Origin of the sequence: Streptomyces wedmorensis (assembly GCF_000716445.1) — a bacterium.
Lineage (GTDB): Bacteria > Actinomycetota > Actinomycetes > Streptomycetales > Streptomycetaceae > Streptomyces > Streptomyces wedmorensis.
This window is the reverse complement of sequence record NZ_JNWK01000001.1, coordinates 159064-178966: the sequence shown is the minus strand read 5'-3', so window position 1 is coordinate 178966 and position 19903 is coordinate 159064. Positions and strand designations below refer to the sequence as shown.

General features: G+C 76.0%; 6 protein-coding genes. 5 read left to right on the top strand and 1 reads right to left on the bottom strand.

The window, feature by feature from the left end:
* The first annotated feature begins 37 nt into the window (after window positions 1-37).
* The 5 genes from OO54_RS00715 to OO54_RS00695 all read left to right on the top strand — a co-directional run bounded on the left by OO54_RS00715 (window position 38) and on the right by OO54_RS00695 (window position 18214).
* Complete coding sequence (locus OO54_RS00715) at window positions 38-2590, top strand: metallophosphoesterase family protein (RefSeq protein ID WP_033200897.1); 2553 nt, start codon at window positions 38-40, stop codon at window positions 2588-2590.
* Complete coding sequence (locus OO54_RS00710; RefSeq protein WP_033200896.1) at window positions 2587-6105, top strand: DUF6603 domain-containing protein; 3519 nt, start codon at window positions 2587-2589, stop codon at window positions 6103-6105. The genes OO54_RS00715 and OO54_RS00710 overlap by 4 nt, the downstream gene beginning before the upstream one ends.
* Before the next feature lie 136 nt (window positions 6106-6241).
* The gene (locus tag OO54_RS00705) at window positions 6242-11530 is read left to right on the top strand and encodes a DUF3892 domain-containing protein (protein WP_033200895.1); all 5289 of its coding nucleotides are present in this window, start codon (window positions 6242-6244) and stop codon (window positions 11528-11530) included.
* Between the two features lie 145 nt (window positions 11531-11675).
* Entirely contained in the window at window positions 11676-16526 is a 4851-nt protein-coding gene (locus tag OO54_RS00700) for a hypothetical protein (protein ID WP_033200894.1), read from the top strand.
* Window positions 16527-16531: 5 nt separating this feature from the next.
* Entirely contained in the window at window positions 16532-18214 is a 1683-nt protein-coding gene (locus OO54_RS00695) for a hypothetical protein (protein ID WP_033200893.1), read from the top strand.
* Between the two features lie 7 nt (window positions 18215-18221).
* Here the strand turns inward: OO54_RS00695 and OO54_RS00690 are convergent, their stop codons facing one another.
* Complete coding sequence (locus OO54_RS00690) at window positions 18222-19877, bottom strand: alpha/beta hydrolase (RefSeq protein ID WP_033200892.1); 1656 nt, start codon at window positions 19875-19877, stop codon at window positions 18222-18224.
* Window positions 19878-19903: the final 26 nt, after the last annotated feature.

Here is a 19903-nt window from a genome sequence, read left to right as displayed (position 1 = left end):
TACGATCGCGCTCGCCATCGCACTGACAGGGGGACATGTGGGGGTATCAGGAGCGCGCGCGGGGACCGGGGCGTCCGCCCTTCCCGCGCTGGACGTCGCGGCACTGCCACTGGTCCTCGCCGGACCGATCGTCCGGCGGGTCGACCGGAACACCGTCACCGTGTGGCTGGCGCTGAAGGCGCCGCGCAAGGTGACGCTGGACGTCCACGAGGGGGCCCTGGGCGCGCTCCCCGCGACGCCCCACCTCACCGGCACCCGGGTCACGGCGCGGATCGGACAGCATCTTCACCTCGTCGCGGTGACCGCGGCGGTCCCCTCCGGGGGGACGCTCAGGCCCGGCATGATCCACCGGTACACGGTGCGGTTCGGCGAGGACCTCTCCTCGCCGACGACGCCGGTGGACGCCGGTGCGCCGGACCTCTTCTCCCCCGGCGTGATCGCCGCGGACGAGGCAGCGGCCCGCAAGGCCCTCCTGTACCAAGGGACTTCGGGCGCGCCCACCCACCCCAGCTTCATCACCCCGCCGTACCACCCCGGTGAGCTCCGGCTCTTCCACGCCTCGTGCCGCAAGCCGCACGCCGGGGGCACGGACGCCCTCTCGATCCTCGACGAGGTGCTCCAGGCCGACGCGGGTTCGACCCGGCGCCGGCCCCAGCAGCTGATCCTGACCGGTGATCAGATCTACGCGGACGACGTCGCCGACGGGCTGCTCCACATCTGCACCGTGTACGGCCGGACGCTGCTCGGCCGGGACGAGACCTTCCCGACGGTCCATCCCGCCCACCAGAAGTGGTCCTTCCGGCCCGGCTGGCGCCAGAGCATGGTCCTCGACGACTTCAAGATGACCAGCACCCACGCGCGCAGTCATCTGCTGCGGTTCTCGGAGTTCCTCGCCATGTACCTCATGGTGTGGTCTCCGACGCTGTGGCCGGCCGTGCCACCGATACGGTTCTTCGCCGAACTCTTCCCCAGGGAGACCGCCGAGCTGGGCAACCCGGACCACACGGAGTACTTCGGCCTGTTGGACAAGCCGGAGTACAAGAAGGCGCACGAGCGGCTGATGGAGTACGTGGCCGAGAGCGACCACCTGGACGGCTTCCGGGGCACCCTGGGCATGGTCCGCAGGGCGCTCGCCAACACGGCCACGTACATGATGTTCGACGACCACGAGGTCACCGACGACTGGTACATCTCGAGGAAGTGGGTGCACGAGGTCTGCGACCTCCCGCACGGCCGGCAGTTCCTCGGCAACGCGATGGCCTCGTACGCGGTCTGCCAGGGCTGGGGGAACACGCCGGAGCAGTTCGCCGACGGGCCGCGCGGCGAAGCGGGCCGCGACCTGCTGACGGCGCTCGCCGCACCGGACCACACGGCCGCGGGACCCGCCGCGGTCATCGCCCGCCGGACCGGAACGCCCACCGGGGCGGACTCGGCCGGGCGGATCGTCCGCCGGGACGGCTCGCTCGTCTGGCACTACGCGATCACCTGGCCGGCCCACCAGCTGGTGGCCGTGGACACCCGCACCCAGCGGGTCTTCCGCGGCGGCTTCACCGACCCGCCGTCCCTGTTCTACTCCGACGCCACCTTCGCCTCGATGGTGGAGGCCCCCGAGGACCAGGGACTGGAGAAGGTGACCGTGCTCCTGTCGCCCTGCCCGGTCCTCGGCGACCCGCTCATCGAGGAGTTCGCGCAGCCGGCCGTGCGACGGCTCCAGGGATACCCGGGCCAGCTCGACCAGGACTACGAGGCCTGGGGCCACGACCCGCGCGCCTTCGAGAAGTTCATCGCCCGGCTGCTCGGCCACGCGGCGCCCGGCGCCGACGGCGTACGGCGGCGGCGCGTCGTCTCCCTCGGCGGCGACGTCCACTACGGCTTCGCCGCCCGGATGGCCTACCGGGCGTCGGCCCCGTTCAGCTCGACTCCCGGCCACGTCCGCGCGGTGCTCGCCCAGTTGACGTCCAGCTCGCTCAAGAACGAGGCGACGGGAACGATGCTGCTGCACCACGCGGGGTTCAACCTCAAGCGCGTCGACCTGCCGCACACCCACCGGGCCGGCTGGGCCAACCCGTCGGGCGGCTTCATGGAAGTGCGCACCCGCGGCGGCCTCGGCCTGCCCCTGGCCCCGGTCCACGTCCAGGAGAGCCCGGCGCTGCTCGAACTCCACGACGGCGCCACCGTGCACAGCCCGGCCCCCGAGTGGGAGTACGAGCTCAGCTATTACCGCCACGACGACCCGGACGGCACCGCGCCGCGCCCCGGCGGGCCCGCGCCGGTCTCCTTCCCGGCGACCGGAAACCGCCGCGCCGCCCTCGCCCAGTACGTACAGGCCGCCGACAACCACCTGGACTACATGGCCGTCACCGGCAGCGGCCGGGAGATCGTCGGCCGCAACAACATCGGCGAGGTCCAGTTCGTCTGGAACGGCCAGGACGCCAAGTCCGTGACGCAGACGCTCTGGTGGCACCTCCCCGGCAACGTGGGAGGCGCCCCGCTGACCCGGCTCGTGGTCCCGCTGGACGTCGGCCAGACCACCGGCCCCGCCGCCACCGCCCGTGACGCCGCGATCGACAGCGAAGGACTGCCCTCATGACCGAGACACCCCCCGACGGCGAACCCGAGGGCCCCGACGCGCCCCAGGGCCCCGTCGACGGTCAGAGCGCCCTCGTCACCGAGATCCTGCGGATCGTCCAGCCCGTCACCGAGGCCGTCGCCAACCCGCTGCACCTCGCGCGGCTGCTCGCCCGGATCGGCTGGAACCCGGCCGCCGCCGGCGAGGAGGGCGCGGCCGATGTCGCCGAGTGGCTGACGACCACCGCGGGCGCCGTCGGCGGCCTCCAGGAACTGGTCGAGCACCCGCCGGAGGACCTCGAAGGGCTCGGCCGGCTGCTCGACGTCGTCGGTGACGCCGTGGAGCTCGTCCGGGACGTGCCGCCGTCCCTCGCGGAGTTCGACGCGGCCGCCTTCGCCGAGGACGTCGTCCACTTCCTGGTCACCGACTGGCTGCTGCGCCACCACGCCGTGCTCTACCACGTCCTGGTCCTGCTCGGGGTGCTGGTGCTCCCCGAGGAGGCCGGGGAGCAGACCCCGGTCGTCAACGAGAAGGGCGAGGCGGTACGGACCTCGGTCGCGCGCGCCCGGCTGCGCCCGGAGCGGCTCCTCGAGCTGGTCACCGACCCGGTCGCCGCGCTGCGCGCCGACTACCTGCCGGGCGGCCTGGTCGACGAGGCGACGGCCGACGCGCTGGCCGTGAAGCTGCTGCCGCGGCTCGGCGGACTCCTGCACGAACTCGGCGTCAGGGTCCTCGTGGGTCTGGGCGAGACCGACGGCACCGGCCTCGACGAGGCGTCCCTCGCGCTCGGCCGCCGCATGCTCACCCTGGCCCTGCCGATCGCCGTCGCGCCCGGGGTCGGCGGCGAGATCGGCGCCACCGTGGCGATCTCCTCCCCCGTCTCCGGCGACCTCGGCGTGGTCGTCGTCCCGCGCGGCCGGGCCGCCGTGCGCCGGCTCCTCGGCGACGGCTGGTCGATCGCCGCCGACCTGTCCGGCGCGGGTCCCGCCGTCGCCATCGGCCCCAGCGGGGTGTCCTTCGCCACCGACACCGCGGGCCGGATCGAACTCGGCCTGGAGATGGGCAAGTCGGGCGCCGGTGACGCGCCCGCGGTGCTCCTCGGCAGCGCCACCGGCACCCGCCTCGAACTGGGCGGCTTCCGGGCCTGGCTGAAGGCCGTCCTGGAGGAGGTGCCGGAGGGCACCCAGAGCCGCGACGACCTGGAGATCGGCATCGCCGCCGACAAGGCCGCGGTCGTCGTCGCGGGCGGCGACGGGGACGGCTTCCTCGCACGGGTGCTGCCTCCCGAAGGGCTGCGCACCGAGTTCGCGCTCGGCCTCCAGTGGTCGCGCCGCAAGGGCCTGGGCTTCACCGGCTCCGCCGGGCTCGACGCCACCCTGCCGGTCAACGCCCGCCTCGGACCGATCGAACTCCAGGCGATCCACCTCGGGTTGGACGCCGACGCCGCCGAGGGCGAGCTGCGCGCGTCCGTCTCCGCCACCGCCCGGCTCGACCTGGGACCCGTACGGGCCACGGTGGAGCGCATCGGCCTGGAGGCCGGTCTCACCACCTCCGACGGCAACCTCGGGCCGGTGGGTCTCGGCGCCGCCTTCGCACCGCCCAAGGGCGCCGCCCTGGAGGTCTCCGCCGGACCGGTCACCGGCGGCGGCTACCTCTTCTTCGACCGCGACAAGGGCGAGTACGCGGGGGTGCTCGCGCTCCAGCTGGAGAGCATCGCCCTCAAGGCCGTCGGTCTGCTCACCACGAGGATGCCGGACGGCGGCGAGGGCTTCTCGCTGCTCATCCTGGTGTCGGCGGAGTTCACGCCGATCCAGCTCGGCTTCGGCTTCACCCTGTCCGGCGTCGGCGGCCTGATCGGCGTCAACCGCTCCGTGTCGGTGGACACCCTCCGTGCCGGCATCCGCAGCAAGGCGCTGGACTCGGTGCTGTTCCCGCGCGACCCGCTGGGCCGAGCCCCCGAGATCGTCGCCACGCTCGGCGCCGTCTTCCCGCCCACTCCCGGCCGGCACGTGGTCGGCCCGATGGCCAGGATCGGCTGGGGCACGCCCACCCTGCTCACCCTCGACCTGGCGCTGCTCCTCGAACTGCCCACACCCGTACGGCTCGTGCTGCTCGGGCGGCTGCGGATGGCACTGCCGACCGAGGAGACCGCCCTCGTCGTCGTCAACATGGACGTGCTCGGCGTCATCGACTTCGAGCGCGGCGAGGCGTCCGTGGACGCCACCCTGCACGACTCGCGGATCGCCGCGTTCGCGCTGACCGGCGACATGGCGATGCGGGCCCGGTGGAAGGGCCGGCCGTCCTTCGCCCTGTCCGCGGGCGGCTTCCATCCCCGCTTCCAGCGGCCCGAGGGCTTCCCCGAACTGCGGCGGCTCAACCTGTCGCTGCTCCAGGGCGACAACCCCCGCGTCCGCCTGGAGGCGTACTTCGCGCTCACCTCCAACACGGTGCAGTTCGGCGCCCGCCTGGAGCTGTACGCGGCGGCCCTCGGCTTCAGCGTCGAGGGGCTGCTCGCCTTCGACGCCCTCGTGCGCTTCGAACCGTTCGGCTTCGAGGTGGACATCGCCGGGCACGTGTCGCTCAAGCGCGGCAGCCGGACGGTCACGGGCGTCGGGGTCGAGATCGCGCTCTCCGGCCCGGCACCCTGGCACGTGCGCGGCCGCGCCCGCTTCGAGGTGCTCTTCTTCAGCGGCGAGATCAGCTTCGACCGGACCTTCGGCGGGCACGCCGCGCCCGCCGCCCTGCCCGCCGCCGTGGACGTCGCGGCCAAGGTGGAGGAGGCCCTCGCCGACCCGCGCAACTGGACGGCCCAGCTCACGGGGGCCGGCCGGACCGTCGTCACTCTGCGGGAACTCCCCGACGCAGAGGGCCGGTTGGTCGTGCATCCGCTGGGCGGTCTGTCGTTCACGCAGCGGGTCGCCCCGCTGGGCGTCACGCTGACCCGCTACGGCATCTCGCCCGTGGACGGCGCGCGCAGGCTCGACCTCGAGCCCGAGCTGACGGTGGACGACGCCGACCCGGCGACGGCGCCGGTGACGGTGCGGCTGACGCCGACCCGGGAGTACTTCGCGCCCGCGCAGTTCCTCGACCTGACGGACGAGGAGAAGCTCGCCGCCCCCTCCTTCGACCTGCTCACGGCGGGCGCGTCCGCCGAGGGCGCGGCCGCCCGCGAGCGGGAGCGGACCGGTGTGTTCGCCTCCTCGGTCGACTACGAGGAGGTCGTCCAGGACGGCGCCCACCGCGAGGCCGCCCCGGCCCCGGCCGCCTCCGGGCCCGCCGGCCTCCGCACCGCCGCCGCGCCCGCCGCCCGCGCGGCCGGCCGCCGCAAGGGGCGGGGGCGCTTCGCCGCCGCCCCGCGCGACCTGGGCGTACGGGACACCCGCTGGTCCGTCTCCCAGGGGCCGGGCGAGGCCGGTGCGCTGCGCTCGGCCGCCCCTCGCGGCACCACCTGGACGGAGGCCGCCGAACTCCGTCGCGCCCGCGCAGGCACGGGCCTGCGCCTCACTCCCGAGACGGCCCCGGGAGGAGCGCGTTGACCCGGACCGCCCCCGCGCTCCCCGCGCCGGGCGGCTCCCGCCTGCCCGCGCCCGGGACCGCCACCGCGGCGTGCCGTGCGGCCGCCCGCCCCACCCCCCGTACTCCGTCCGTCGACACCACCACCGGAGGGACGCGTTGAGCGGCCTGACCTTCCTGTCCTGGGTCCGTGAGGGACTCGCCGCCGCCGGGGGCGCCACCGACCCCACGTCCGGGCCGATGGCGTCGCGGACCGAAGTCACGCTGCGGCCGCGGCTGACCGGTCGCGACTCCGTGGCCGTACCGGCACGGCTGCTCGGGCCGGGGGACGTGACCGGGCTGGACGCCGGGCAGGTGCTGCGCGTGTTCCCGGCCGCCGAGGCGGCGGACGCGGAGCCGCACCTCTTCCCGGCGGTCGAGTTCGACCGGCCGGACCTGCCGTGGCTGTTCACCCCGGCGGGGGCCACCGAGCTGGGGCGGCTGCGCCCCTGGCTGGTCCTGGTGGTGGCCGAGGCGGACCACGCCGAGGTGCTGCCCTCCGACGGCGCGCTGCCCCGGCTGCGGTGCCGCCGGTCCGAGCTGCCCGACCTGGCGGAGTCGTGGGCCTGGGCACACGCCCAGGTGGCGACCGACGAGGGCGCGGACGAGGCCGAGGTGGACCGGATCCTGGCCGAGGAGCCGGACCGGACGCTGTCCCGGCTGCTGTGTCCGCGCAGGCTGCGCCCGCGCACCCGCTACGTCGCGGCCGTCGTCCCCGCGTTCGACGCCGGGCGACTCGCCGGCCTCGGCCATCCCGTGCCGGAGGGCGCTCTGCGGCCCGCCTGGCCCGCCGCGGGCGAGCAGCCCGAGGTGACGGAGTGGCTGCTGCCGGTGTACCACCACTGGCGGTTCACCACCGGGCTCGACGGCGACTTCGAGTCCCTCGTCCGCGCGCTCACCCCGCGCGCGCTGCCCGGTGACGTCGGGACCCGGCCGGTGGACGTCGGCGCGGCCGGCGGGGGCCTGCCCGAGCCGCCGTCCGGGCACCCGGGGCGGGTGCTCGACCTGGAGGGGGCGCTGCGGACCGCGGGCACCGATCCGCACCCGTGGCACGCGGAGACGGCCGCCGCCTTCCGTACCGCCTACAAGGCGGCGCTGGACCCCGGCCCGCTGAACACGGCGCTCACCCCGCCCGTCTACGGCTCCGCGCAGGCCGGCACCGCCGGTCTGCCCTCGGCGCAGGCCGGGCCCACCTGGCTGCGCGAGCTGAACCTCGACCCGCGACACCGGGCGGCCGCCGCGCTGGGCGCCGAGGTCGTGCGCCGCAACCAGGAGGACCTGGTCGCGGCCGCCTGGGACCAGGCGGCGGAGCTGCGGCGCGCCAACGAGGTGCTGCGGCAGGGCCAGTTGGCCCGTACGGTCGCCGAGAGCCTGCACCGCCGGCTGCCCGGGGCCACCCCCGGCACGGTCCCGGCGGGCGACGACCGGCTCGCCGCCCGGATGCTCCAGATGACCTCGGCGGTACGGGACGCCGTCGGCTACGGCGACGGGACCGCCGCCGGCGAGCTCGGCCGCAACAAGGAGGCCGACGCGGCGATGGACCCGGCGTTCCGGCGGCTGCTGCGGCCGGGGGGTCCGGTCGCGCGCCGGGCCGCCGCGTCCGGGACGGCTCCGGCGGCCGGCGACAGCGCCGCGACCGGGCTCGCCGCCTCGCTCGCCCGCCGCACCGAGGCGGCGGTGCCGCCGCTGCCGACGCCCGCCGGGCTGACCGGCGTCGACAACCTCTCCGGCCACGAGACCTTCGAGCAGCTGAGGGCCGACCGGCTGACCACCCGCTGGTGGGAGAAGGATCCGACCGAGCCGAAGGAGGACGTGGCCCCCGCGGTGCCCGTGGTGCGCTGGGTGGGCGCGGCGATACCGAACCGGGTGTTCGTCGTCACGGAGGACGGCCGGCTCATGTCCCGGGTCACCCAGCAGAACGTGCCCGGCTGGGTGGACCACGGATTCCCGCCCGGCACGACCTGCGCCTCCCCGCCCTCGGCCGTCCGTGACCTGCACGTCTTCGTCGTCGGCGCGAACGGGAACCTGTATCAGCTGCGGTGGGACGGCGACCAGTGGCTGTGGCTGCACCACGGCATGCCGTACGAGCACTCCACGGGCTACACCAGGCCCGTGGTGACCGGCGAGGGCCGGCTCGCGACGATCGCCCGGTTCGAGCCGGCGGACGGCGTCGGCCAGTCGGGCTACGTCGACCAGGCGGCCTATGTGGTGGACGACCGGGGCAGGCTGTGGGAGCTCAACGGCCGGGGGACGACCTGGTCCTGGAGGTCGCACGGGATCCCGGGAGGCACCGGGATCGCGGGGCTGCGCGTCCAGGGCGCGTGGGAGCTGCTGCTCGTCGAGACCACTCCCGCGGGAGCCCCGGCCGACCAGCCCGTGGGCAGCCTGATCCGCTACCGCCACAACGGCGCCCAGTGGGTCCAGGAGGACATGACCGGTGTGCGGCCGGCGGCCGGGGGACGCGGGTTCGACCCCGCGCGCGGCGTGCCCGTGCGGAACTCCGACGGTTCGTACCTCGGCATGGGGGTCGACAACCGCCTGTACCTGAGCTGGTGGCTCGGCGGCGTGCACCTGGTCTGGATGCCCGTCAACGACCTGCCTCCGCTCTCCCGCGTCCTCGGGCTCGGCGGCGACGGCTCCGCCGTCTTCTCGGACTCCACGTCCAGGGTCCTCGCGATCCCGTCGGCCACCGGCGTGCCCGGTGACGGCCGCGTCCCCTGCGGCCCCGACCAGGGTGTCCAGGGCGCCCCGTACGGCAACCTGATCCACGTGGTCGCGGACGGTCAGCTGATCGTCGTCGACCGCGCGGGCGACAACGACTGGTACCAGCTGGGGCGGCCGGAGTTCGGCGGCAAGGGCGACCCTGCTGCGCGGCCCCCGGCCCACATCCGCTGGAGTCCGAGGCTCGGGTTCCTGTCGAACCTGCTCGTCGGTCACGTCGACGTGCAGAGCGGCCCCAACGTCCCGTACCTGCGGGTCGGCCGGGGCACCGACTTCGACGGGTCCGTGCGCGGCGGCTGGCAGCTCAAGCCGGGCATGGCGGGGCGGATGAGCGCCGAGGACACCCAGGGCTTCGGCATCGCCACCGCCGACCTCGACAACTCGGGCCGTCCGGACGTCGCGGTCTTCTGGATCGAGAAGTTCAGCAACAACGGCCACGTCGGGAACTTCGGCCGCTACATGATCGGCCGCGACCTGGACACCGACGGCAACGCGGCCCGCTGGATCCCGCCGGTGGCCATGCCGACGCCGATGTCGACGGCCATGACCGCGAGCGGCGGCCTGAGCACACCCGTGAGCGTCCTCGCGGGCAGCTGCACGCTCGCCGACCTCGACGGCGACGGCAACCAGGAGCTGATCGTCGCCTACCTGGGCGGCATCAACGGCAACAAGCGGCTCTTCCTGCGCATCGGCTGGAACATCTCGCCCGAGAACGGCGTGGCGCGCGGCGGCTGGTCCGACTCCGTCGAACTTCCGTGGCCCGGAAGGCCGGACGAGTCCGCGCCCGTCGTCTGCGGCCTGGACGTCGCCGTCGCCGACCTCGACCACGACCTGCGCCCCGAGCTGATCGTGATGCTCGCCGAGAAGACCGCGGCCGGGGTCAAGGTCTCCTACCGGGTGGGCTGGGACATCAACGCCCGGGGCCGGGTGGAGCCGAACGCCTGGGGCCCCGTGGTGCAGGTGCCCGGCACGGTCCCCGCCGCCGCCGGCGCCGCCATCGCCGTCGCCGACTTCAGCGGCACGGAGAAGCCGGACCTCGTCGTCCTCGTCCTGGAGGACGGACCGACCACCAACTCGGCCACTTACCGCATCGGTTGGGACGTCGACGGGGGCGACGGATCACCGCGCTCCTGGTCCGCGCCGTTCGCCGCCGACACGGGCGGCTCGTACGGCTGGACCAACCAGGGCGCGGGCGTGGCCCTCGTCGACCTGCCCGGCACCGTCGCCGAACGCCGCCGCAAGATCACCTCGGACTTCCGGACCGCCGCCCAGGCGCACCAGAACGCGCTGCTCGCGGCGCAGGGCAGGGCGCTCCAGGAGACCGAACCCGCCCTTCCGCTCAGGCAGCTGGCAGGGGCGGTACGGGAGGCGACGGAGCCGGAGACGGCCGTCACCGCCCGGGTGGCCGCCCGCATCGACGGCGCGGACCTGGCCGGCTCGGGGCTTCCGGACCCGCTCGGGCCGCTCCTCGCCCCGCCGTCCTTCGCCCAGCCCATGGCGGAGCTGCTCACCGAGCTGGGCAGCGACCACCTGCTGCCCGGGGTGCAGAACGTCCCGGCGGACACGGTCACCCTGCTGCGCGCCAACGGACGGTTCATCGAGTCGTTCCTCGCCGGTGCCAACCACGAACTCGGCCGCGAACTCCTGTGGCGCGAGTACCCCACCGACCGGCGGGCCACCGCCTTCCGGTACTTCTGGGACGCGCGCGGCACCGTGGAACCGGGGCTGGAGCAGCCGGACGTGCCGCCGATGCGCGACTGGGGCCGCCACAGCTCGCTCGGCGAGACCGTGCGCCGGCCGGCCGGCGGTGACGACGCGGTGGTGCTGCTCGTCCGCGGCGAGGTCGTACGCCGATTCCCCTCGCTCGGGCTGCACGCCCGGCGCGCGCTGCCGTCCGCGGTGCCCGGCGGGCCGCGCCGGCTCGGCGAGCGGCGCCTGGAGCCGGTGTTCTCCGGGGAGATCGGCGCCGACGTGCTGTTCTTCGGCTTCCCCCTCACCGTCGCCGAGTCGCTGGGCTCGGAGACCGACCCCGGGTGGTTCTTCGTCTTCGAGGAGCACGCCACGGCGCCGTCCTTCGGCCTGGACGAGCCGCCCAGGGACGCCGTCTACGGGCCGAGTTTCTCCACCTGGCGGGACGTCGACTGGGCGAAGACCGTCCGCAGCGCGGAGGAGCTGGCCGCGCTGACGCACGTCGGCACCCGGCCGGCGTTCGGCGCCGACCCGCGCCCGCTGCACCCCGGCCCCGGGGCGCCGAGGCTCTCCTGGGGCCGCAACGCGGCCGCCCTGGCCCACATCACGCTCCAGCGGCCGGTACGGGTGGCCCACCACGCCTCCGCCCTGCTGCCGCTGCACGGCCCCGGCCTGCGGATCACCCACGTCCGCAAGAGGGCCCCCGGCAGCGACGGCGTCTTCGTCCGCGAGATCGCCGGCCGCCGGCCGGACGGCCGCTGGTGGCGCATGTCGCGCGCCGAGGCGCTCACCGCGCTCGACGGCCGTCAGGCCCTGTACGTGGAGCAGACCCCCGGCACCCGGGCCGCGGTCCTCGCGGTCCCGGACGGCAGCGGCGATCGCTACCTGCGCACCACCCCCAACGCCGACGCCGCCGACAACCTGCTCTCCCTCCCGACGATCCCACCGGAGGCCTACGAGGTCCCGGTGGCGTACCCGCCGCAGGGGGCGAGCTCGTGACGCCGCCGCCGTCGCCCGCGGCGCCGGCCCACGCGGCCCGGCCCTCTCCCGGAGGCGGCCCCCGGCCCGCCGCCGGGGCGGTCCGCCCTCCCTCGTACTCCGCGGCCCAGCCGCCCACCTCCGCACGCCACCTGGACGGACGCACATGACCACGCCACCGCCACCCGCCTGGACCCTTCCCACCGCGCTGCCCGTGGTACTGCTGCCCGTCCGGCTGGAGACCCGGTTCACCGCCGCCGAACTGCTCGTCCGGATCTATCCGGACGAGATCCACGTCGACACCCACGAGGTCCTGCTCACCGCCGACGAGGAGGCCTACGGACACCGCTACTGGCGCGGCATATGGGCCGCGCGCGGCGACGGGCCCGCCGAGGCGGCCGCCTGGGGCGAGCTCGCCGACCGGTTCGGGCACGAGCGGGCCGCCTGGGTCGCGCGCGTCACGACGCCGGTCAATCCGATGGACCAGCCGGGCACGGGCGGGGCGGACGCCCAGCCCGTGTTCCCGTCGCCGGGCGAGCAGCGCGCGGCGAGCTGGACGCGGCGGCCGGTCGCGCGCGCCCTGCCGAGCCGCTGGTACGTGGTCGGCCACCCGAAGGACCCGGCGGCGCCCGCCGTCACGCGGGTCACGGCGAAGGTCGGGGGCGCGGCGGGCGGCCCGCTGCCGGTGGGCCCGGCGCCCACGGCCGACCTGGAGGAGCTCGACCCGGCGGCCCCGCCCACCGACGACGCCACCCGCTGGCTGGTGGACTTCGCCGCCGCCGAGGCGATCGGCATGGCGGTGCGGCTGCCGCGCGGCACCGGATACGACCGGCTCTTCGCGTACGGCGTCCTGGAGGACAAGCCGACGGTCGCCACCGCCGAGCTGACCGCGCTCATCGAGGCGCAGTACTACACCCGCGGCCTCGGGTACGTGCCGCCGGGCGCGCCGTCCAACAACACGGCCACGGCCACCTCCCGCTACAGCCGCCGTGACCCCGCCAACCGCGAGGCGTACCAGGTCCGGCACTTCGACAGCGCGCCGACCGACGTCGACACCAACGCCGCGGTGCTCGCCAAGGCGTTCGGCCTGCCGCTCGTCGGCGCGACCGGCGGCCCCGCGCCGCTGGCCCGCGCCCGGGACGCGCGCCGCCGCGACCAGGCCGCCGCCCGGGACATGGCCACCGCACTGTGGGAGGCCACCTGGGGCTACTACGTGCGCCAGTTCGCCGAGGACCGGTTCTCCGAGACGCAGGTGCTCGGCGCCCGCGACCACGCCCGCCGCTACCTGCGTCCCGGCGGCCCGCTGCCCACCCTGCGGATCGGGAGCCAGCCGTACGGGATCCTCCCCGTGCTGCCGCTGGACCGCTGGACGGACCTGGAGAGCACCGGGATGGGCGCGCTGCGCCTCGACCCGGCCGTCCCCGGCTTCCTGCGGACCCTGCGCGACCGCATCTGGGCGCCGTCGGCCGCCGACCCGGACGCCGTGCCCAGGATCACCCGCGGCGCGGCCTCGCAGAGCACCGTCGCCGAGATCCTCGGCATGGCCCCGACCTCCCGCCGACTCCACGCCCGCAGCGCCGTCGGCACCGAGTACGTGGCCGCGCTGTGGCGGTTCGGCCCGCTCGGCCTCAACGACGAGTGGCGCACCGGCCTCGCCGGTCACGTGCGCGACCTCACCGCCCGGCTCGGGCTGCCCGGCTGGGAGTACGGCCCCGGGCGCGTCGTGTACGCCGACAAGGCCTGGCCCCTCGACCACCCGTGGACCGACGCCCCGGCCGGCACGCCCGGCGGCTCCCCCGCCCAGTACCTGGCCGCCCTCGCCGACCCGCTGAACCCGCCCGCGTGGGCGCGGGTCCCGGGGACCGCCGAGCGCGACAACCTGCCGTGGGCGCGCTGGTGTCACGACCTCGGCGCGGCCGGCGGCGACCCGGCGGCCCAGGCCCTGTCGACGCCGCTGCTCTACCGGCTCGCCCGGCACGCGCTGCTCGCCGAGTACGCCCGCGCCGTCGACTACGCGATCGGCACCGGCCGGGCCGAGCGGAACGAACCCGAACTGATCGACGTCGACGAGGCCGTCAGGACGGCGACCGTGTGGAAGCGCGCCAAGCGGCCCCTGCCTCCCGGCACCCCCGGTCCCGCCACCGCGGACGCGTACGTCTGGAGCCCCGAGGCCAAGAACCGGTCCGAGCTCCAGCCGCTGCACCAGACGCTGGCCGCGTTCAAGGCGCTGGCGCCGCTGCCCGCCGAGGACCTCGAACGGCTCCTCGCGCAGAACCTCGACACGACCTCGCACCGCCTCGACGCGTGGATCACCTCGCTCGCCACCAAGCGGCTCGCCTGGCTGCGCCGACCGGGCTCCTCGTACCCGTACGGCTGCCATCTCGGCGGCTACGGCTGGCTCCTCGACGTGACGCCCCGCGCGACCGGGCCGGCGGAGGTCGCGCCGGAGCGGCGCCCGGCGGGCGAGGAGACCGATCCCCTGGCCACGCCCGGCACCGTCGCTCCGTGGAAGCTGTTCGAGGCGGCCGACACCGCCGGACCGATCCACGCGCCCTCGTTCGCGCAGGCCACCACGGCCGCCGTGCTGCGCGCCGCCCAACGCGCCCACGGCGACCTGCCGGACGCGCCGACCGCGATCGACCTGCACTCCGCCCGCGCCCGCACGGCGGCCTGGCTGCTCGACGGCGTCCGGCAGGGGCAGCCCCTGGGCGCCCTCCTGGGCTACCGCTTCGAACGGGCCCTCAAGGACCACCACGTCCGGACGCTGACCTCCTGGGCCGACCGCTTCCGCACGCTCGCCCCGACGACCGCGACCCACGTCGACCACGACGGCACGGTCAGCGAGACCGTCGCCGCCCACGACGTCGTCGACGGCCTGCGGCTCCACCGGCGCCGCGCCTCCGGCCGTCTCGACCTGATCCACGACGTCGGCGTCCCGTCGACCGCGACGGAGGAACTCGCCGCCCTGGAAGCCGTCCTGGCCGATCTCGACGACGCCGTCGACTCGGTCGCCGACGCCCTCCTCGTCGAAGGCGTCCACCAAGCCGCCCAGGGCAACCCCCTCCGTGCCGGCGCCACCCTCGACGCCATGGGCAACGGCGAGGCCCCGCCCCCCGAGCTCGAGTCCCTCCGCACCCCCCGCACCGGCGACGCGATCACCCACCGCGTGATCGTGCTCCTTCCCGACCCGGCCGGTACGGGCTCCGCGGCGCCCACGCTCGCGCGTGCGGCCTCGGCGGGCGGCGAGGACGACGGTACGGCCCCGGCGCCGGCCCGCGCGCTCGCCGCCGCCGGCCCCGGCGGCGGAGCCGGGGACACCCCGCCGATCGTCGTCCTCCCGCCGACCGACGACGGCTCCGGCGACGGACCCGGCGGACCTCCCGGCAGCGGGGACCTCCCGGACGACGGGACCGGCGGCCCGGGCTCCGGCGGCGACCCCGGCACGGGTACGGGATCCGGCACGGGTTCCGATGACCCCGGACCCGACTCCGGTACGGGCACGGGCGGTTGGGCGATCGACCCCCTCACCCAGACCCGCGCCCTCGCCGAACCCGCCCTCGCCGCGTGGCTGACCGCACTGCTCCCGGCGCCCGACACCGTCACGTACGGCGTCCGCCTCGCCGACGGCAGCGGCCGTACGGTGCCGCTGGCCGGGATCCCGCTCTCCCCGCTGGACTGGCCGGCCCTGGGGCTCGACCCGGAGGCGCTGCCCGGTTCCGACCTGGAGCGGCACCTGCTGCTGCACGCCGACCGACTGCTCGCGGCGGACGAGCCGGATGCGCCGCGGCCCGTCTCCGTGCCCGTCGACGACGAGGGGCTCGGGCTGCTCCTGGAGACGGTCCGGGCGGCCCGGGAACTCCTTCGTGCGGCACGTCCGTTGCGACCGGCGGACCTCGCGCCGCCGGAGGCGGCTCCCGAGGGCGCCGACGCCGGGCCGGACGATCCGGCGTTGGAGCCGAGGGCCGTCGCCGTCCGCGAGGTCGTACGGCGCGCCGCGGCCGATCTCGCCACGCCGGGCGACCTGCCCGCCGCCACTCGCGTCGAGCGGCTGCACCGGGGCCTGGTCACGGCCAATCTCGTCGGCGTCCCGGCCGCGGCCCCGCCGCTGCCGCCGCGCCCCGGCGCGACGGTGGAGGAGCTCGCCGCGCACGCCGCGCTCCTGGCGCCGCTCGCCACCACGGTGGCTCCCGAACTCACCCGCAGGCTCGCCCTGTCGGCCACTCTCGACACCGCCCGCGCGCAGGGCGGGCTGCCGGTGGGAGCGTGGGCGCGGGAGGTGCTCGGAGCGCTGCTCGGCAGTGAGCTCGTGGTACTGCCCGGCTTCGCCGCGCCGGCGCCCGGACCGCTCAACGAGTCCCTCGCGCACGCCGACACGCTGCTCGCCGGCGACCCGCACGCGCCCGCCGGCTGGCTCGGCCGCCTCGGCCGGGTGCGGCGGGGGGTCGAGCGGCTCGTGACGACGCTCGGATACGCGGAGGCGCTGGAGAGCGGCGACGCGCTCACGGCGGTGGTCGCCCAGACCCCGTACACGGCGACCTCGGACCCGGCGCGCGCCGAGCGCTGGGCCGCGCTGCCCCCGGCGGCCGGGCAGAGCCCGGGCCCGCGGCTGTCCCTGGTCCTGCACACTCCGGACGGTGGCGTCGCCCCGGAGGAACTGCTGTCGGGGCGGCTGCGGGGGCTGATCGTGGACGAGTGGACGGAGGTCGTGCCGCGCGAGCGGCAGACGACCGGCGTCGCCCTGCACATCGACGCGCCGGACGCGGCGCCGCCGCAGACGGTGCTGCTCGCCGTACCGCCGGACGCGTCCCCCACGTGGACGCCGGACCTGCTCGGCGCGACCGTCCGGGCGGCACTCGACCTGGCGCGGCTGCGCGCCGTGGACTACGAGGCCCTGCACCCGGACAGTCCGACCGCGGTGGCCGACATCGGGCAGCTCGCCCCCGCCGCGCTCCTCGCCATGAACACCCGGTTCGAGGACGCGGTCGCCACCGACTTCACCCGCGGCCTCCGGAGGTAGGCGCCATGACTTCGATCACCAGCTGGACCCGGCTCGAACCCCGTGCCCGCACCGGGGACCTGCGGCCCTCCCTGGAGGGCCAGGTCCACGACCCCGCGTGGATGCTGGCCCGGCAGTGGCAGTTGGGCGAGTTCCTCGGCGACGACGCCGGAACTCCCGTATGGGTGCGGGTCCGTGGGCACGCGGACCGGATCACCCGCTACCGGCCGGGCCGTCCGGCGGGCGCCGGCACCGACTACGACGGCGCGACGCCGCTGGAGGCGCTGGTGGAGGCCGAGCCGGGCGGACCGCGGGCCACCTCCGCCGATCTGCGGTCCGGCGCCGAGGCGGGCCAGCACCTGCTGCGGCTGCTGCGTTCGGCCGGACTCCCGGCGGACGCGGTCGCCGAGGCCGTCGGAATGCTCCTGGACGACTTCCCGCTCGGTCTGACCGGCGAGGAGGGCGGAGTCGACGCGGCCACCCTGCGCTTCCTTTCGGTGCTGCGGGGTCGGGTGCCGGACGGGCACGCCCTCGCGTTCAGCCTGCACGCCTCGGCGCCGACCCCGGAGGAGCCGGGCTGGGGGCTGCCCCCGGCCGCGTACTCCGTGCTCCGCTCCTGGCTCGCCTGGTACGACGGACGTCACCTCACGGCGGTCGAGGGGGATCCCGCGTGGGACGCGCGGCGCCTGGAGCACCGCTTCTCGGTCGGCCTGTCCGAGGGCGGTACGGAGACCACGCTCACCGCTCCCGCTTATCAGGGCGGCACGCTGGACTGGACGGACTTCACGGCCGGCGGCGACACCGGTCTGGAGTCGCCCGCAGACCGGGAGTCCCTGCTCTCCACCACGTTCCCGGCGCCCGTGCGCTTCCCCGGGATGCCGGCCCGCCGGTACTGGGAGTTCGAGGACGCCCGGGTGGACCTCGGGGGTGTCGAGGCCGCTCCGTCGGACCTGGCCCGGATGCTGGTCGCCGAGTTCGCCACCGTGTACGGCAACGACTGGTACCTGGTGCCGCTCGACGTGCCCGTCGGCAGCCTCACCACGCTCACCTCGGTGGTCGTCGGGGACACCTTCAGCTCGGAGCTGGGCGGTCCGACGCTGCTGCCCGCGCCCGGTGCGGGGGCGGGGGACGCCCACTGGTCGGTGCACCGGCTCAGTACCGGGGACGGCGGCCGGCGCACCGGCCTGTTCGTGCCTCCCGTGACCGTCGGCGGCCTGGAGGGCGAGCCCGTCGAGGAGGTGCTGCTCGCGCGGGACGAGGGCGCCAACCAGGCCTGGGCCGTGGAACGCCGGGTGCCCACGCCGGTGGGCGGCTCCCTCGACCGCACCCGTACGGCTCCGACGCCCCGCCCCGCCCCGGCCGTGGCGGGCGGCACCGCCGTCTACCGGCTGATGAGCGACGTGCCGCCGCACTGGTTCCCGCTCCTTCCCCGGGAGCCGCGTCCCGGCGCTTACGTCCTGCGGCTCGGCCATCTCGACGGACCCGACGGCGCACCGCTGCGCCCGCTGGGGCGGCTGCTCGCGCCGGGTCTGCCGAACGCGTACGACCTGTTCTCCGAGGAGGTGCCGCGCGAGGGCGTCACCCTCACCCGGGCCCACCAGTACGCGCGGACCCGGGACGGACGGGGCGTGCTCTGGACGTCCCGCCGCGCCCGTCCGGGGCGCGGCGAGTCCTCCTCGGGGCTGCGGTTCGACGGCTTGGAGGACTGACCCCGGCTCAGTCCCGCAGCCGGTCGAGGACGGCGGCCATGGCCCGTGCCACGGCCGCCCGGGACTCCTCGGTGGGATCGACCAGTTCGAAGCCGTGGCGCCCGTGCGGCACGTCGACGACCTCGACGTCCGCTCCGCGCCCGCCGGCGGCGTCCAGGAACTCCCGCACGGTCGCCGAGAAGGCCGGGTGTTCGAGACCCGCCCGGGTCAGGACGACCGGCGGCCCGTCCGCCGTGCCCACGGCGGCGACGGGACGGAAGCGCGGTTCCACCGCGTCCCAGCCGGGCAGCGGCGCGAGGGCGGGGTAGCTCGCCGCCACGCACCGCAGCCACGGCGGGGGCGCGGCGAGCCAGTCCGCCGCGAGGAGCCCGCCGGTCGAGAAGAACCAGAGCGCGATCCGCTCCCCGTCGACCCGCGGGTCGGCGCGGACCAGCTCGACGGCCTCGGCGAGGTCCTCGGCGGCGATCGGGTAGTCGGCGACGCCGTGCAGCCGATGGTCCAGGGTCACCCCGATCACGCCCTCGCTCGCCGCGTAGCGGCCGTATCCGAGGAAGAACGGGGTGTCGCGTGGGGTGGGGCGCTGGTCGGGCGACACGGGGCCGCCGTGGACGAAGACCACGGCCGGCCTGGGGTGATCGGCTCCGGCCCGTCCTTCGGTGGCCGGGAGGTGGTCGGCGCCGTCCAGGAGGTGGTCGGCGTCGTCCGGGAGGTGCTGGGCGTCGTCCGGGAGGTGCTGGGCGCCGTCCGGGAAGTGGAGGTCGATCCGGCCCCGCCGCTCGCGCGGCACCTCGGGGAGGTCCATGAGGAAGGGCAGGAGGTGCGACGGCTGCTCGTGCACGCGCGCGGGTCCGTGCCCGTGTCCGGCCGCGCCCACCCGGTGACCTTCTCCGGCCGCCGCGTCGATCAGCACCCCGGCGAGTTCGGCGGGGGCGGAGAGCATCGGCCAGTGGCCGGTGGCCAGTTCGAAGAACCGCACCCGGGCGTCGGCGAGCTCCCGGAACTGCGGCGGGCCCGATTCCACCAGCATCTCCACCATGGCGATGCTCGACCCGTTGCCCGTGCAGAGCACTCCGGCGACCGGCAGCACGCCGGCCGCGCCGGTGAGCCGGAGCGGTTGCGTGAGGGTGGCGGGCGGCTGGGGCGCGGCGAGCCGCTCCAGGCGCTCCCAGGCGTAGGCGGGGATCCCCTCGGTGCTGCCCCAGCGCCGCCAGGTCTCGCGCGTCGGCGGCGGAACCGGCCCATGACCCCCGTCCCCACCCCCTTCGTGGTCGCCCCCGCCCGTCCCGTAAGCCAGGAGTTCCCGGACCTCCGGGTCGGGTACGGAGCCCACGGCGGGCCGTCCGTCCTCGGGGAGGCCCGTGTCCAGGGCGACGATCCGGGCCACCCGCTCCGGGCGCCGGTCGGCGGCGCCGAACACCGGGTGCAGGGCGTACCCGTGGCCGACGAGCACCACCTCGGGGGCTCCGATGCCGTCGATCAGCCGCACCAGGTCCTCGATGTGGGTCTCCAGATCGGTGCCTGGCCCGGCCTCGTCCCGTCGGTCCCCCATCCCGGTCAGGGTCGCGGGGTACGGCTCGGCTCCCGCGGCCCGGAGCCGGTCGGCGGTCTCCTCCCACACCCAGCCCCCGGTGAAGGGGCCCGACACCAGCACGAACGCGGTCATGATCGTCTCCTTGCGACTCCTCGGGG

What these genes read in the sequence shown, in the direction of transcription:
- OO54_RS00710 (WP_033200896.1), top strand. Translation starts at nt 2,587, where the DNA reads ATGACCGAGACACCCCCCGACGGCGAACCCGAGGGCCCCGACGCGCCC.
- OO54_RS00700 (WP_033200894.1), top strand. Translation starts at nt 11,676, where the DNA reads ATGACCACGCCACCGCCACCCGCCTGGACCCTTCCCACCGCGCTGCCC.
- OO54_RS00695 (WP_033200893.1), top strand. Translation starts at nt 16,532, where the DNA reads ATGACTTCGATCACCAGCTGGACCCGGCTCGAACCCCGTGCCCGCACC.
- OO54_RS00690 (WP_033200892.1), bottom strand. Translation starts at nt 19,877, where the DNA reads ATGACCGCGTTCGTGCTGGTGTCGGGCCCCTTCACCGGGGGCTGGGTG.